Below are 17,025 nucleotides of genomic sequence, written 5' to 3'. Positions count from 1 at the left end.
ACAGCATGTGATCAGTTCGGCTGATCGGGTGCTAGCTCGAAGCCAGTTCATGCGTGATGAGATGGAACAGATCCACGGCAGCGTCTCGAACACCGAAATCCTCCCGCTTGCGGTGGATACCGATCGGTTTGCCTTCGAGCGAAACACACAATCGACACGAGAGACGCTTGACCTCCCGGACCGCCCGATTATAGTCACGTTTCGCCGGCTCAAACCCTGTGTTGGGGTAGACCTACTGATCAACGCAATGGAGTCTGTGGTCGAGACACACCCCGACGCACTGTTACTCATCGGTGGGAAGGGATATCTTAGGGAAACACTCGAACAACAGGTTCACACTCTCGGTCTCGATGAAAACGTTCGCTTTCTGGGCTTCGTTCCAGAAGCCGAACTGCCGACGTACTACGCTGTTGCTGATTGCTCGGTTGTCCCCACGAAGGAATTGGAAGGGTTTGGTCTCTCAACGATCGAATCACTCAGCTGCGGAACGCCTGTGGTCGCGACTCCTGTTGGCGCGAATCCGGAGGTGCTCGGTCAGTTCGATCAACAGCTCGTGTGCGAATCGGTGTCAGCGACAGCAGTAGCGACGACGATCTCTCAGTTCCTCAAACGCGATGCCTAAACACTGCGCGACGAACGCGAGAACTATCAAGATTCAGATGTTTTGGAGCAACACTCGTGGTACTGCCGCTTGCTGTCCGCGGATGGTACACCGGTTAGACGTATGAGAATCATGAAGGGGAGTATAATCGCAAAGATTTGTATGACTGACTCGGCAGCGAGATTTTTGAAGATGATACTGGCGATAGCACCGGCGAAAGTGGCAATGAGAGCTCCTGCCGAGGGAGATACCGGGTAATCCCTGTATCGAGTCCAAACAGCAGGATGATCCCAACCGTCGACATGGCAGTCAAACCAATATTGACCGGTCCGTAATGGAAGTTGCCCAGCGCACGGCCCATAATCAGCCTCCCCAAGAAACCGATACCCAACTGCACGATGAACCCGACGAAGATGACCGAGCCCCCTTTGAGAAATCTGCCCAAACGCCCGCTCGACTCGTTACTCATCCGTTGACCCCACAGATAATCCAAATTACTGTTTGTAATGGATTCAAGACGCCACACTGATTGCGGTGCAAGTCTTGTCTCTCAGAATATCGATGGTGGTATTCGACCGGTATTAACATTTTCAAGGGAAAGATGTCGCTGGCTGTTGCAGGCGTGGAAAAGGACCTCACACAATCGAATCTCGGAGGCGGAATTTGGCTCTACGATGTCGATCACGAGGTGTGGCTCAAAACGCCCGTTTCGGGAACCGTTCGCCAAACTGGTCGCTGCAGAAAAAATACATCGACGGACGAACCTCGACGGTTCGCTATGGTCGGTGGGCTGGTGGACCTGTGATGAGGTCATACCTACTGTCGAACGCTCACAGCCATCTACGACAGGGGCGAGAACGGCGAGGCGATCGAAATGTAACGGATTGTGCCTGAACCCCGGCTATTCTGACCGACGCTCGTTCACAGTTTAGCGGCAAATGACTCGATTCAAGTCGGATCATTGTCGTCAACGGATTTCGCGTGACGGGCCCTGATTCGCGGGTTGCTGATTCGGTCAAGTGACTGTGCGAGGAGGATCAGACCCATTGAAAGTAGGATAATGAACACGATTGGGGCGATGATAAAGTGGACCTGATCAAGTGTGTACAGTGCTCCTGCTTCCTCTGCGTTGTTGAGGACGACACCCCAATTCTGGGAGCTAACCGGGAGGAACCCAAGGTAGTACAAGGCGACCGACGCGAAGATGATGTTTCGCGCGTTGTTCGCAAGGTTGATTAGGATGTACGGCCAGATGTTCGGAAGAATATCTCGGAGGATGATCGGTGCCGTTCCAATACCGATTGCCCGAGAAGCCTCAACGTATTCGTATCCACGGACTTTAAGAACTTCAGATCGGATCGACCGACCGAGACCACCCCAAGCGGCGATCGAGAGGACAGCCCCAACCATCGCCGGGTGTCGCGGTTCTACGATCGCTGCGATGACGATGATGAGAGGGAGACCGGGGATGGAGATCACGATATCACAGATCGTCATCAGAATCCGGTCTGCAGTCCCACCTCGAAATCCGGCGACCGTGCCGACACTGACGCCGATGAAAACCGTTGCAATCGCGCCAGTGATGATCATGATCAGAACCGGTGTGGTGCCATGAACCATCAAGGAGAGGATATCAACCCCCGTGTTCGTTGTTCCGAGTGGATGATCGAGACCTGCGTCCACTGGTGAGATCCACGTCTCGAACGTCGTTGTCGGATCATAGACAAATAGCGGACCGATGAAGCCGATAGCGAAGAACGCGGCAATAATCGAAAATCCAACACTTCCCCGCCAATCGCTCAGAATGATCTTTATCGGTGCAAACACAGATCGATCGAGTTTTCGATAAATTTCCTCCCTTCGATCGACAGCAACCGGCGTTTCCTCGCCAATGAATTCGTGTCGTGTCGATCCGTGTTCACTCCGTTCGCCGTCCGTCTGTCCGATGAGTCGCCGGACGTACCGTGTAAACTGTGTTCGAAGTGGTACCCCGGTCGAACTTCCGTAAACCTCTCTATTGTTCCCCTCAGCCGTGGCCCGCGGATCAATCCGACTGTAGGTAATGTCGGCAATGATCATTGCAATCACTACCGTGATACAGATGATCATGAACCCCCCCATCATCAGCGGGTAATCCCGGTTGTTGACTCCTTCAAACATGTACCAACCCATGCCGCGATAGCTAAAGATGTCTTCAAGGATGATCGATCCGCCAATCATGAACCCGACTGTCAGCAAAAGCCCTGTATAGAGCGGCAAGAGCGCGTTCCGCATGACGTACCGAAGTGCGATCCGTGTCGGGGGAAGCCCGCGTAAACGGGCCACGCGGATGTGATCGGCACCGAGAACACTGATCGAATTGCCACGCATACTGAGCGACGCCGCAGCGCCTGTAACGATAAGTGATATGATCGGCAACGCTGCATGATGTAACGCTCCGAATACGAAGGGCAAATTTAGGCCGATGTCGACACCGCCTGGATAGCGAGCTCCTGTGGGAAACCATTCTAACTGGTATGCAAAAATGAACGACAGGAGGAGTGCTGCGACGTAGTACGGCGTCGAGGATTCGATTACAGCGACCCCAGTCATCACTGTATCGAACGTGGAGCCCTCGTAGTACGCCATAATTGCACCGAGACAAATGCTCGACACGAAAGTGATGACCATAGCAATGGACATATAGAAAACGGTCCACGGAAGAGCCTCGGCAAGGATCTGATTCACCGAAGCGTTCTGTGAAATCGAATAGCCGAGATCCCCCTGAAGGAGCGATCCCATGTAGTTGAGATACTGAGAGTGTAATGGTTCCTCGGGCTGTACGTTCAACTGAAGTTCGACGATCTGTCGTGCAGTCGCTGGATCTCCTGGATACTGTTCGAGCACTTGGGCCATCATCGCTTCCACCGGGTTTCCGGGCATCATCCGAACTAACAGGAACGTCAGGTGGAACACCACAATGACTGTTAGTGCTGCTTGTCCCAATCGCTTGATCAACCAGTTTGTCATACTTTATTACTGCGTATTGATTTCGTCCGAGTATCGCCACTACGGAGACTGATCGTCCACGACCACGGTAGTGTCAGTGGCTGGAAGATCGGAGACCGTCTCATTGATTAGTTGCTTGGTGCAAGGCCGTGTTCGAGGAAATAGTGCGTGATACGATTGGATGTCAACCAAGCGTTCGACTCGATGTTGAAATTCCAGTCGCCCACGTTCACCCAGTAATGCTCGCTCCAAGGGTGGACCATTGCCCCAGGAAGGAGATAATTGTGGGCCCACGCAAGTTTCGTAGCGTGTTCAACGATTTTATCGTTATTTTTGGTCGTGGCGAGCGCGCTGAGAGTTTCCTCAAGATTAACCGTAATCATATCCCCGTTCGAGTTCCCAACTTCGGGAACTTCAACCTCGTTGTCAAAAAGACCGAGCTCGGAGACGGCCCCTCTAGTCGGACCGAACAGCTCGTTTTGAAGGTCGGAGTAGGCGTGGTACTTCCGTGCCATTCCGTAGTTAAGATGGACGCTGATGTCGTACTTAGAGCCGTCCTCGACTTCCGATTTCCATGTCGTCATCTCTTCGATGTAGTGGTCAATCTTGATCCCAAACGAGTCCAAGCTATTGTAGATCATTTCGGACGACTCTCGGAACCAGTCGCCGACAGGGAAATTCAGTTCCCAGCGCTCATCGTCGGGCGTGTACCAGGCTCCGTCATCCCGCGTGAATCCAGCGTCCTCAAGCAATCGCGCCGCTCGGTTCTGGTTCGGGGGAATGTAGTTGGTCATCGCTTCGAGCACCTCCTCCGCAACGAAGAGATCGACGTAGCCAGCGTCGATACCACACGAATACCGATCGTACGACGTGTCAGGAACGAGTTCGTTAGCAAGCGTTTCGAAATCGATGGCGTGTGCGATCGCTTGCCGTACTTTGGGGATGTCTCGGATGTACTCGTCTTCAGGCCCGAATAGGAGCGCAAACGACTGCCCAGAGTAGGAGACTGGCGGAACGTCGTATTTTTTCGGTAGATCATCTATATTCCGGTTGTTATGTGCCCAGTCAACATCACCCGCACGGAGTCCCTCCTCGTCTTCGGCCTGTCCGTGCCGAAGATAGAATTCCCAGTCCTGTGCGACCGGATGTTCTGGGTTCGGAACCTGATCGGCGTATTCCTCATTGGCTTCGACAAAGACGAACGGACCCGAAAAGAGCACTTGATCCCACTTCGGTTCAAACGAAACGACATCCTGTTGGATCTGTTCAGTCTTGTCATCTCCGCTCTCAAACCGCTCGATAAACTGCCCATACTGAGCCTCTGAGACGTTTAACAGCGTTTCGGCCCACTGATTCAGCCACAGGTCTTTCCCGATGCCGTGGTACTCATCGCGAAGTTCCATCTGAAACGCGTAGTCCCCATCAGTGGTAATGGTTCTCGGGTCGACATAGATTTCAAGGCCCTGTTCAAGATACGCTTGTAGCTTCAGGGCCGTCACGAAATCGGCGGACGTGATCTGACTTCCATCAGACCAGCTATACTTATCGCTGATATCGACGCGTGTGCTGCCTGCCTTTGCGTCGTACTGCCAATTCTTGGCTACCCGTGGGATGAACCCACCTTCCTCGGTGCTGTAGACCAAGAGATATTCGAAAGAAGTTTCCTGAGCATCACCGGGATTCCATGACGAATGGTACGGATTGAAGATGTATTCTCCATTATACGGATTAACCGCGCCGCCAGGGACCGCCTCGTTCATCTCCTCCTCGTAGTTCTCGTTGTAATCGACAGCAACAGTTTCGAGTCCCTGATTAAGTAGTTCCTTGTTATCATCGCTGCTGAGACATCCTGCAATCGTTCCAATGCCCATCGCTCCGGTTGCTGCTAGTACTTTCCTCCGAGAGATAGTTACTGGCCGTCTGTGCTTCTCTGACATCTTCTACAAAGGAGGAGTAATACATAATAAATGTATGGGTGTTGACCACTATAGTCAGCTACAGATGTCCGACTCAGACCGTGAATTGAGTAATCCCACCCATTTTCTATTTATTTAGTAGTGGAATAAAGTAAACACCAATCCAGTACTGATCGCCCGTGCAAAGACCACCGCATATCTTTATTGTAAAATGACTTTATTGCATTATAGCATCTATCAACAATAGATGAAAGACTATTTATAACATTAGTCACGACGTTATATCGGATGATATGTGAACGTAGATTGTTGTATCACCGGGCAGACCCGTCTCGGTTGAATAAACAATACGGTAGGTGATCAACGATGGCAAACGAAGCGACCAACGTGTCCTTGAATCGGAACCGATCGACGAACGAGCCGATCATCACGGTTCGGGATACGAACGTTCGGTTTGAGATGGATTCGGGTTCATCACACGTTCTCAAGGACGTCGCCCTCGATATCTACCGCGGAGAGACACTCGGCGTCGTCGGTGAGAGCGGAAGCGGTAAATCGATGTTCGCGGACTCGCTTCTGAACGCTGTTGTCGAACCTGGGAGTGTAAGCGGGGAGATCACGTATTACCCAGAGAACGGAGAACCGATCGGTCTCCTCGAATTGCAGCCATGGGAGCTACGCGAAGTCCGCTGGGAGCTGATCTCAATGGTGTTCCAAGGCGCGATGAGCGCGTTCAATCCGACTATGAACATTCGGGAACATTTTGAGGAAACGCTTGACGCCCACGGCTGGGAGAAAGGCGAAGGGCTTGAACGGGCCGAGAGGTTGTTCACCGATCTGCATCTCGATCCGGAGCGAATGCTCACCTCGTTCCCCCACGAACTGAGCGGGGGACAGAAACAACGTGCGCTCATCGCTCTCAGCCTGATTTTGGAACCAGAGGTACTAGTGATGGACGAGCCGACCGCGGCGCTTGACTTGCTGATGCAGCGGTCGATCCTCAATCTGCTCTACGATATGCGGGACAAATACGGCCTGACGATCGTGTTCATCAGCCACGATCTCCCGATCGTCTCCGGATTTGCCGATCGGCTGGCAGTGATGTACGCCTTCGAATTCGCCGAGGTCGGACGGGCAAACGACATTCTCGGAAACGCCTCACATCCCTACACGCGTGCACTGCTCAAATCTACTCCGAACCTTGCAACGCCACTTGAAGAGATGCGACAGATTGACGGTGAGAGTCCAGATCCGGTCGACCATCCGGAGGGCTGTTCGTATCATCCTCGCTGTCCGGTGGCCGACGAACGATGTGAAATGGACGATCCCGGATTGTACCGTGTCGACGGTGAACACGAGGTACGGTGTCATTATTGGGAGGCGGCTGCGAAAGCGGTTCCGCTCTCGTTCGGAGGGAAGGAGTGATGACTACAAACACACCGCTGATTTCGATCTCAAACCTAGAGGTCCACTTCGAGGACACGTCCATGATGAACGCGATGGTTCCCTCATGGATCAGTGACCGACTGGGAATCGAGGCAGACCCGGCTGTCCGCGCAGTTGATGCTGTCTCGCTCGACATCAACGAGAACGACGTGATTGCTCTAGTAGGGGAAAGCGGCTGTGGCAAGACAACCCTCGGAAAAGCAGCCGTTGGACTCCAGCGTCCTACTAGTGGATCGGTCGAGTACCGGGGACACGACATCTGGGATGTCCGTGACGGCACATCGAACGCAGATATCCCGTTTGAAGAGATCCGTCGTTCGCTACAGATCATTCATCAAGATCCGGGCGCGGCACTGAATCCGTACCGGTCAGTACGTGAGAATCTTGCAGCACCGTTGAAACGCTGGAGTCCCCATCTCAACTACGAAGAGCGACGAAATCGCATCCTTGGTATGCTCAAACGAACAGGTATCAACCCTCCGGCGGACTACGCCGAGCGATACGTTCACCAGCTCTCGGGTGGTGAACAACAACGAGTGACACTCATCCGGTCCCTACTGGTCGAACCGGATGTGATTCTCGCTGATGAGGCAGTCAGTGCCCTTGATGTCTCGCTTCGGATCGGTATAATGGATCTGTTCCTCGAAATGCAGGAGCTTTTCGACACGTCGTTCGTCTTTATTAGTCACGACTCGCGAATGCTCGATATCTGGCCGGAAAATCCGGGGGCAAAATAGCAGTGATGTATCTCGGTGAGATTGTCGAAATTGGGACTGCTGATGAAATCATCACGAATCCACAACACCCATACACGAAGGTTCTCCGATGGGCAACACCGATGCTAGATCCGGAACAGGCTGAAGAAGCGATGCGTGAGTCGCCACCTGTTCGGAAGATCGATATCCCCGACGCAACCAACCCCCCATCCGGATGCCGGTTCCACACACGATGTCCAGAGGCACGCGAAGCGTGTCGCCAAGAGACGCCAGAACTGTACGGCGACGATCGCAGGCGCCACCGGACGAAGTGTTTCCGCCAGGACGATGACCACGAATACTGGCAGAGTCCGGAGATCTCGAAGACAGAGGATACTGAAGGAACTGCTTCCCCTGTCGACGACGCCAGCGCCGACGGAACATCTGGCTGACTAACTCCCCTAGTGTATCCGGATCTAAAATGGCTCCCAACCGGAAGACAGTACCAGCAACGTTCCAGCAATGACGACAACGATTACAGCTGCGCTTACTTGTCCGATCACGTACGAAGGCGTTCCCGGTTCAAGATAAATGAATGACCAACCCAGTAACAGTAACATTGTAACGCTGACTGCAAAGATCGATAGCCAGAGTTGGTGACTGAAACTCGATGGGCGCTGGGGCATTGACGGCGAATACCATGTTGGAATCAATAAAGACAGCGATTGGTTACGCCACGATACGGAGTAGATGTGTGATCATTTTACAAAACCACATAATTGATATCGATAGACGTGTATTTGTGGAATATGTTAGATCTGTACATGAAACGGTTCGAACACCCGTACTTACTGGCTCTCGTGCCGGCAGCAGCAGGGTTGGGAGGACTGTCTGTAACCGCAGCAGCAGCAGGGTTGAACACGGTCGCCGGCTTTCTGATACTCTATGCGATGGTCGCGGTGATTATCTGTAGCATCGGCTACACTGCACTTCTAGCGCTCAAATACAGTACCGAGACGCTGCATCAGTGGCGGATTGAACGCTCTGGAACCGATTGAACGAACACTGCGATCCTAAACTCGCACACCATCAAGGAAGCACTCATGGACAGTTGGTCGCTTGTCGGCCATCGGTACGTCCCTCGATAGTGAAACTCGCATCGTATCGGTGAAAACAGGAGCATCTCAACCTATCGAAGGCGGTGTTTGAACATGAACGTCTCCAACGGTTCTCGGAAACGGCGACGCGTGCACAGTTGTAGTAGCACTACGATCAGTGAGCAATCGGCGGAAGCAAAGCTTGAGTTACCCACAACAGGAATGTTGGAGTGGTAATGTGTCAAAGAACTATCAGTAACGTAACTGTTAGCCACCAGTTTCTTTAGGAACGGTCGCCGGATGAACACCGAAGTTGAGACAGTAGAAAGGATATAATTGAAGTATGAAGTTATTCCTTCTATTGAATCATTATTCTCTATTATAGAATAAGCAGTGTCGAATAGCAATCCGGTATCTTGATACGATATAATACAATACAAATCATACATTGATAGTTACTATCCAGAACGGATGACCTAGACGGTAGTCGAATACTACTCGTTTTCTCATAACTATGATTGTTCTGGATGAGAAAACCGTATTTATCTCGGTGAGCTAAAAGTCCGATACGAAGGTCAATACTCATCGCAGAGGCCGAAGCGGAAGTACTCACGATGAGCGTAGCGTGGAAAGAGGAAGCTGACGAACAACTCATTAACAGAACTGATTCTCTTGAGCGATCGAAAGCGAAAATACAACCGATCTTGGATCCGTGGGGGCAACAGACCGCGTCGCACTGGACTCAAAGAACCGTATAATATTGATACTACGTGCTTAGCAGATCTGAGTTCATTCGATTTTAGAAATTACTTCGTAATTATTATTTGAGTACTGATATGAACCGTTCTATTTTTGAGAATCATACGCTATTCCCCAACAATTATTATCTGAATACATAGTTAATAAAATAATTAATTCAGAGAGGAGGGCAATTTCTGCCAGTCATCACACAGAGAGACCGTCATTACAGCAGTACTCTTGTAATTCTAGAGCAGAAGAGCAGATATTACACTACCACTGCAGCTCATGAAATCTCAAAAATACGAATTCATGTTAGTACGACTACTGTAGCATTGTCTCAGCGATTTTGCGGTTGATCCACCAATTGTACCTACTCGCTATCGCAGTCTAATCGGTCAATTATTTCACTCGCAGTTGACGGTGCCTATCGTAGAACTAGAAGACGCCTATTGACGAGTAGACCAACACAGGTGTTGTGTGTCATGGTAGTGTAGAAGCTGTTCGACCCATCTCGAACGCTTGATTGACCATTGCTCATGACCATAGAAGCAGCACTCAGTCTCTGGTATGAAATTACTTTTGATGGTTTTAAATGATTCATTGCTGAACAGGCAACGGCACCGAACAAATATTATAATAAAACTAGTATGACTAACTATCCGTTGTATGTATTTGAAACCAGTATACCTATGAAGGCTATCTCTTATATTCAGTTTGTGAATGAGTGATCCATCCGCAGAATCTGGGGATGCGGGATCAACGAGAGAGGTTGAGGTAGAACTATCTCGTGACATGAGTCTGCTCGACATCACGATGATCGGTGTCGGGGCGATGATCGGAGCGGGTGTGTTCGCACTCACAGGCTTTGCAGCGGGGATCGCCGGTCCAGCGATCACAGTCGCATTCATCCTGAACGGAATCGTTGCGGGCTTCATCGCTATCTCGTATGCTGAACTGGGTGCAGCATTCCCCGAAGCAGGGGGCGGCTATCTTTGGGTCAAGGAGGCACTGGTAGACCCAAACGGTTTCTACGCAGGTTGGATGAGTTGGTTTGCTCACGCGGTTGCGTGTTCGCTGTACGCTGTGACGTTCGGTGTATTTCTCACTGAATTTTTTGTAGTTTTCACTGATCTTGGCACCAGCTTCGTACTATTCGATGTTATTACCCGTCATATCATCGAAAAAACGATCGCGGCAATCATCGTCGTCGCGTTCGCGTACATCAATTATCGCGGTGCGGAAGAGACAGGCAGTGCAGAGATTGTCGTTGTTGTCATCAAACTCGTCATTCTTGGTTTGTTTATCCTCTTTGGGATCATGGCGACGTTTAGTACGCCGACGTGGCCAGCTAAATTCGTCTCGCGTCCCAGTTTTGCTCCCGAAGGTATCGCCGGTATCATTGGCGCAATGGGATTTACATTCATCGCGTTCGAAGGATACGAGATTATCGTCCAATCGGGTGAAGAAGTCATTAATCCGGGGAAAAACGTCCCCAAGGCAGTCTTCTACTCGCTGTTCATCGTCGTTCCGGTGTACGTCCTCGTTGCGTTCGCTCTGATCGGTGGACTCAAAATAACGCCAGAACTCCTCACAGTAGCAGACATCGGGCGGCCGCCAAGTGAGGTAGCCGTCTGGCAAGCGCTTCAGGAACTCGGCGAACTTGGACTCATTCGTGCTGCTGAGCAGTTCCTCCCATACGGTGCCGCTCTATTGATTATCGCCGGGCTGGCCTCAACTATCAGTGCGCTCAATGCGACGGTCTACTCCTCCAGTCGGGTCTCGTTTGCAATGGGACGTGACCGCGTACTACCAGGGACGTTCAACCAGATTCACCCGGAGAAGAAAACCCCACACGTAGCGATATTTATCTCAATGATTATTATCGTGGTGATGGCTGTCACGCTCCCCATCGAAAGTGTCGCTGCTGCTGCAGACATCATGTTTATTCTGCTGTTTTTACAGGTGAACTGGACAGTTATCAAGATGCGAAGCACCCATCCGGATCTCCCCCGCACGTACACGATCCCCTATATGCCGTGGCCACCAGTTATCGGGATTGTTCTCCTGCTCATCCTGCTGCCGTTCATTATTTATGAACTCGGGTTGGCAGCGATCGGTATTGGCAGTGGCAACGAAGGATTGGTCGCTCTGAGTGTCACAGCGATCTGGATGGCGCTTGGGTTAGTGATCTACTACGGTTATTCAGCCGAGAAGGAAGCCGAAAAGCTCGAAGAGGAGACCCCAATAGTTGTGGCCGAGCGGTCACCTGCCTCGCGGGAGACGGAAATCGTTGTCCCAATTGCCAATCCAGAGAGTGTGGAATCGCTACTGCAGACTGCTATTGATCTGGCACGGGATCGTGACGCCGAAATTCACGTTATTAGCGTCGTTACGGTGCCCCAGCAGACGCCGATCGATCAAGGCGAGCAGTTCATTGATGACGAACGCGAGGTGATTGATCAGGCGATCTCATTCGTCGAGACGAGCGACGCCGACATCCCGGTCAAAGGCACGATCCGCGTCGGCCATGATGTCGCACGAGCAATTTTGAACACAGTCGAACAGTACGACTCCGAGTTATTAGTGATGGGGTGGCGGGGGAAGCAGCGCCGCCGACGCGACTTCGTACTCGGCAGTAATATCGATACAGTCGTTACCAACGCCCCGTGTGACGTACTGGTCAAGAAAATCGGCCCTGTCAAAGATATCGAATCGATTTTGCTGCCGACCGCTGGAGGCCCACACTCGACGTTCGCTGCCGAGATCGCACAGTCGATCGCTCGAACAACCGATGCGCAAATCGATATCGTGCGTGTGCTCGGTCCCACCGCGTCCGAGGAGGACTGGGCGGACGCCAAAGAGCGACTCGACGCGACCACTGCTGACATTGATGAAGAAATCCCCACTGAACAACAAGTGTTGGAAGGAACCAATGTCGCTGATACCATCATCGATCAGTCAGCCGAGCACGACATTACGATCATCGGCGCGACTCGGGAAGGATTGCTAGAACAGTTTGTGTTCGGTGCAATTCCTGAAGAGGTTGGTCACCGGGCGGAAAACACGGTCATCATGGCGAAACGAGACCTTGGAATCACATCGAAAGCGGCTCGTTGGTTCAAGCGGTGGTCACCGTAGATGGGATCTGTCGCCCCCGAAGAAAACGACATCGTTCAGTCTGCTGTCTGACCGCCGTTAACGGGCACCGTATGCCCAGTGATATAGGAGGCATCGGATGAACAGAGAAAGGCCACTACGCCAGCTATTTCCTCCGGATCCGCAATACGGTTCATCAGAACGTCACGCATAGCTGACGCGTCGAAATCAGCTCGAACCGTCCGAACCGCTGTTCGAAGCAGTTCAATGGCCGTCTTGATCCGATCTAATAGTGACGACCTATCAGTAGGCGCATCCACCAAGCTAGCCTGAATATTCGTCTTGGTCGGCCCGGGTGCGATCGCATTGACTCTGCTGTCTCGACTGGCGTATTCGAGCGCGACTGATTTCGTTAGGCCGACAACACCGTGCTTGCTGGCCGAGCAACTGGCAAGACCACCCATTCCGACTAGGCCAGCCTCAGAAGCGGTGTTGACGACCGCGCCACCGCCGTGCTCCGCAATAACAGGAAATTCGGCCTTCATACACGCCCAGACGCCCTTCAGATTGATGTCAAGCAGTTTGTCCCACACTTCCGCGTCGATGCTGGTCACGCGCTCAACCGACCCGAGATCGGAAACGTCGACTTCGACAAACGTCGCGTTACCGCCAGCGTCCGCAATGAGATCGACTGTTTCACGGCCGGTCTCCTCAACGATATCAGCGACGACGTTCGTTCCTTCATCAGCGAAGCGACGCGCAGATGCACGTCCGATTCCAGACCGGCTCCGGTCATAACTACCGTCCTCCCAGCTAACCCATTCAGGTTTGTGTGCGGTCACGAACTGATGGTTCAATCGTATATCCTCTTGACGATCTGTTTCTGTGAACTAGAAAACAGTCTGAATCGCTGTTTTGGCTATCGACCGAACGCGCACTCAGCGACTCGCAAAAAGCAGAACGTGGAGATCTGCCGACACCACACAGAATAAAAGCGTCGAGGCACATTCATCTAGTACAAGTTGCACATGTGTGCGTCGACGCCCACAATCGACTGTGAGTACGACGCTGTCGTCTTCGACAACGACGGCGTTCTCATCGAACGAACCGACCGCCAGCGACTGATAGAGGCGGTCTACAACAGCTTCGACGAGTTCGACGTCACGGCCGACGAGGCGTTCGTTCAGCGCTGTATCCACGAGGACCGTGTTCCGATCGATGAGGTCTACGATCGGTACGGCCTGGATCCTGAAGAGTGGTGGCCGCGCCAGGAGGCACACGCGACGGCTGTTCAACGAGTAGATATTCGAACCGGACGGAAAGCGCTGTACAGCGATGTCGACGCCCTCCGTGACCTCACCCATACCCTCGGTCTCGTCAGCAACAACCAACACAAAACAATCGAGTTCATCCTCAACCACCACGGCTTGATGGATCGCTTTGAAACGTACTACGGCCGAGAGCCGACGGTGGTCGGTGCACACCGGAAGAAACCGAATCCCCATTACATCAATCGTGCTCTCGACGATCTGAACACGAACGCTGCCCTCTACGTCGGTGACAGCGAGAAAGATATCATCGCGGCCGAACGGGCCGGGATCGACTCGGCGTTCCTGCGCCGGGAACACCGACTCGATCTATCCCTATCTGCTGAACCGACCTACGAGTTCCCCGGTCTGCGATCACTCGTCAACGAACTCACCAGCACGTGACGGTTCGACGTTCGAGGAGTCGAACACTGTACTGATATTTCATTCGAAATAGTTTGTCTGATCCGGCCGTAGCATCGGACAGAGACGGCGGGCTGCCGGCGACTTCGCGTCATTACCCGTCGTATCAACGTATCCGGTCCGTCGGTTACTGTCCGTTTTCGGTGTCGGTGAGTAGCCGTATCCGGATGTATGCAAACAGTTCACGGCGCAACGTCTCAACCGGCTCGTCGTTACCGGTGGTCACCCGCTGATTCCGTACGCCGTGAATGGCCGTCGTGAGAAACGCGGCGCTTTGTTCCGGATCCACGTCTCGGAACACGCCCTGATCGATCCCGTTACGGATGATATCGGCCACGTGCTCCCGGTGGAACGCGCTGATCTTAGCGAACTGTTCGCGGTACGCGTCGTCGTGGGGGGCTTGACCACGGAGCGCTGCGACCGCACCCATGAAACCAGTGTGTTCGGAGTCGAACGACGCTGGCACAGTGTGCTCGATAAGCGCTTTCAGATGCTCGTGTGCGTCATCGAAATCGTCGGTCGGCACATTGGTTTTGAGCTGTTCGAGAAGGAATTCGAGCAACGCCACGAGGAGCTCGTCTTTCCCATCGTAATGCTGATATATGAGAGATTTGCTCTTGGGGAATTCGTCACCAATGCGCTGTACCGTGAGATCCGAATAACCGTGTTTCCGCAGCGCCTCGTAGCTCGCTTGCATGATCTGAGAATTGGTGTCCTCTGGTGAGCACTGGAACGGTTTTGGTGCATCCATATGAATGAATATTCATTCACAAAGTATATGTCTTGCCACTTCGATCGGACGGACATGAGCGAGGCGAACGCAATCGACGCCCAACACGTTGAATTGACCTACGCCGACGGAACGGAAGCCGTTACCGATCTCACACTCACGATCCCGAACGGCGAACTGTTCGGATTTCTCGGGGCGAACGGAGCCGGCAAAACGACGACGATAAAGGTTCTGACGACACTACTCGAACCGACAGGAGGCACCGTCACCGTCAACAGCTACGATGTTGCGGACGAACCGCGGGCAGTGCGCGAGTCGATCGGGTATATGGCCCAAGAGACCAGCGTGGATCTCGAACTCACCGCGCGCGAGAACATTCAGTTCGCTTGTGAGATCTACGGGGTGCCGGCCGACGAACGGACCGCCCGGATCGACGACCTACTCGATCTGGTCGATCTCGCAGATGTCGCGGGCAAACCAGCTAAAGAGTTTTCCGGAGGGATGAAAAAGCGCCTCGACGCGGCGACCGCGTTGGTCCACGAGCCGCCGATCGTCTTCCTCGACGAACCGACGACAGGGTTGGATCCAAAGGCTCGAAACCGGCTATGGGACTACTTCGAGCACATTAACGAGCGCGGGACGACGATCTTTCTGACGACCCAGTACTTAGAAGAGGCCGATCAGCTCTGTGACCGGATCGGCGTCCTCCGAAACGGTGAAATCGTCGCGTCCGGTTCGCCCGCCGAACTCAAAGATCGCGTCGGTGGTGCTGTCCTCGACATCGAAATCGCTGATCCCGAGGAGACCCTCGAACGCGCTCACCGCGTTGCCACCGAGACTGACGTGTTCGACGGCACACCGATCGATCGCACTGAAACAGGACTCAGCATCCGATCGACGGCAGCTAGACAGCAAGGGACGGAACTTCTCGCTGCGCTGATGGACGCAGGAATCACCGTCACCGGATTCAACATCCGTGATCCGACGCTCGACGACGTGTTCCTCACGATCACAGACGGGAACGACGTGGAAGTCAATGGAGTGGACGCAGAAGCAACGGCAACCACGGAGGCGACTCGATGAGCGCCGAAACGCCAGATGGACAGAAGACGACCGGAAACGGCTTCGTTCGGGACACGTGGATCGTCCTGAAGCGGTGGCTGATGAAGACAGTCCGGAATCCGTTCGTGGTAACGTCCTCACTGTTGAACCCGCTCGTTTTCCTCGTGTTGTTCACAGAGGTGTTCGGCGGAATCATGGAAGGGACGATCAGCCAGAGCCTCGGAACGGAAGCGAGCTACATTACGTATCTGGTGCCGGCAATCGTGATCCAGACTGCAATGATTGCCGCAACAACATCCGGGATCGGTCAGGTCGAGGATATCGAGAGCGGTATGTTCGAGAAACTGCTCGTCTCGCCGCTCCACCGCGGCGCGGTGTTTCTCGGAAAATCCCTTTCGGAGGTCATCAGGATCGTCGTACAAGTCACCATCATCCTCGTGCTCGGCTACGTGCTCCTCACGCTGGATACAGGCGCATCGCTAAACGAGTACGTGAAGACGGGCGTGTTCGGCGCGTTCGGGATCGTGCTCGTCGCCATCCTGTTTTCGATCTGGTTCACTGCGATCTCGAACGTGGTGGCGCTCCTCACCCGTGATCAGGAGTCAACCATCATTGCAGTGAACGTACTACAGTTTCCGATGTTGTTCCTCTCAAGCGCATTCCTCCCGATCGAGGTGCTGCCCGGCTGGGTCCGAACAGTCGCCACGCTCAATCCGATCACGTACGGTGTCGACGCCGCGCGTGCCCTGATGTTCGGTCGAGACGTTATGACCGTCATCGAGGTGACTAGCTTTGGCGGTGTGTGGAACACACTCGTTCCCGCACTCGGGATCTTGGCGGTGCTCGACTTCGCACTCGGAGCGGTCGCCATCTACTTCTTGCACGGCGCGTCGAGTTCCGCGGTGCAGTGAGCGGACAGTCGT

Annotated in this window: 12 protein-coding genes and 1 pseudogene; 8 read left to right on the top strand and 5 right to left on the bottom strand. The window is 53.1% G+C overall.

Translation table 11 applies throughout. From position 1 onward, the window contains the following. Positions 1–622 (top strand): glycosyltransferase family 4 protein (locus EIK79_RS07695; RefSeq protein WP_221621708.1); only part of this gene is annotated, 622 nt, incomplete at its 5' end. 109 nt (positions 623–731) lie between these two features. Here EIK79_RS07695 and EIK79_RS07690 read toward each other — a convergent pair. The 3 genes from EIK79_RS07690 to EIK79_RS07680 all read right to left on the bottom strand — a co-directional run bounded on the left by EIK79_RS07690 (position 732) and on the right by EIK79_RS07680 (position 5,526). Continuing rightward, entirely contained in the window at positions 732–1,070 is a 339-nt protein-coding gene (locus EIK79_RS07690) for an oligosaccharide flippase family protein (RefSeq protein ID WP_124954530.1), read from the bottom strand. Positions 1,071–1,549: 479 nt separating this feature from the next. Beyond that, entirely contained in the window at positions 1,550–3,610 is a 2,061-nt protein-coding gene (locus EIK79_RS18030; protein WP_185715552.1) for an ABC transporter permease subunit, read from the bottom strand. Between the two features lie 107 nt (positions 3,611–3,717). Next, positions 3,718–5,526: an ABC transporter substrate-binding protein gene (locus tag EIK79_RS07680; RefSeq protein ID WP_124954529.1), complete on the bottom strand. Its 1,809-nt coding sequence runs from the start codon at positions 5,524–5,526 to the stop codon at positions 3,718–3,720. A gap of 345 nt (positions 5,527–5,871) precedes the next feature. On the opposite strand from EIK79_RS07680, the gene EIK79_RS07675 reads away from it, so the two are divergent. The 4 genes and pseudogenes from EIK79_RS07675 to EIK79_RS07655 all read left to right on the top strand — a co-directional run bounded on the left by EIK79_RS07675 (position 5,872) and on the right by EIK79_RS07655 (position 12,622). Continuing rightward, positions 5,872–6,930 (top strand): ABC transporter ATP-binding protein, encoded by a 1,059-nt coding sequence (locus tag EIK79_RS07675; RefSeq protein WP_124954528.1) that lies wholly within the window; start codon positions 5,872–5,874, stop codon positions 6,928–6,930. Further along, positions 6,930–8,098: pseudogene (locus EIK79_RS07670) on the top strand (ABC transporter ATP-binding protein). The gene EIK79_RS07675 and the pseudogene EIK79_RS07670 overlap by 1 nt, the downstream one beginning before the upstream one ends. Positions 8,099–8,470: 372 nt before the next feature. Next, positions 8,471–8,704, top strand: coding sequence for a PH domain-containing protein (locus tag EIK79_RS07660; protein WP_124954526.1), 234 nt, complete (start codon positions 8,471–8,473; stop codon positions 8,702–8,704). 1,572 nt (positions 8,705–10,276) lie between these two features. After that, positions 10,277–12,622, top strand: a complete 2,346-nt coding sequence (locus EIK79_RS07655; protein ID WP_221621707.1) for an amino acid permease — start codon at positions 10,277–10,279, stop codon at positions 12,620–12,622. 35 nt (positions 12,623–12,657) lie between these two features. Here the strand turns inward: EIK79_RS07655 and EIK79_RS07650 are convergent, their stop codons facing one another. Then, the gene (locus EIK79_RS07650; protein ID WP_221621706.1) at positions 12,658–13,422 is read right to left on the bottom strand and encodes an SDR family NAD(P)-dependent oxidoreductase; all 765 of its coding nucleotides are present in this window, start codon (positions 13,420–13,422) and stop codon (positions 12,658–12,660) included. Between the two features lie 186 nt (positions 13,423–13,608). Here EIK79_RS07650 and EIK79_RS07645 point away from each other — a divergent pair, with 186 nt between their 5' ends. Beyond that, entirely contained in the window at positions 13,609–14,292 is a 684-nt protein-coding gene (locus tag EIK79_RS07645; protein ID WP_185715551.1) for an HAD family hydrolase, read from the top strand. Between the two features lie 145 nt (positions 14,293–14,437). Here EIK79_RS07645 and EIK79_RS07640 read toward each other — a convergent pair whose 3' ends face one another. Continuing rightward, positions 14,438–15,061: a TetR/AcrR family transcriptional regulator gene (locus EIK79_RS07640; protein ID WP_124954524.1), complete on the bottom strand. Its 624-nt coding sequence runs from the start codon at positions 15,059–15,061 to the stop codon at positions 14,438–14,440. A 54-nt stretch (positions 15,062–15,115) separates the two neighbouring features. Between EIK79_RS07640 and EIK79_RS07635 the strand changes: the two genes are divergently transcribed. Both EIK79_RS07635 and EIK79_RS07630 read left to right on the top strand, forming a co-directional pair. Next, the gene (locus EIK79_RS07635; RefSeq protein ID WP_124954523.1) at positions 15,116–16,123 is read left to right on the top strand and encodes an ATP-binding cassette domain-containing protein; all 1,008 of its coding nucleotides are present in this window, start codon (positions 15,116–15,118) and stop codon (positions 16,121–16,123) included. After that, the gene (locus EIK79_RS07630; protein WP_124954522.1) at positions 16,120–17,013 is read left to right on the top strand and encodes an ABC transporter permease; all 894 of its coding nucleotides are present in this window, start codon (positions 16,120–16,122) and stop codon (positions 17,011–17,013) included. The genes EIK79_RS07635 and EIK79_RS07630 overlap by 4 nt, the downstream gene beginning before the upstream one ends. Positions 17,014–17,025: the final 12 nt, after the last annotated feature.

The sequence above is a fragment of the Halocatena pleomorpha genome (genome assembly GCF_003862495.1).
Lineage (GTDB): Archaea > Halobacteriota > Halobacteria > Halobacteriales > Haloarculaceae > Halocatena > Halocatena pleomorpha.
Note: the sequence above shows the minus strand (reverse complement) of the source record. Positions and strands in the feature narration are given on the sequence as shown.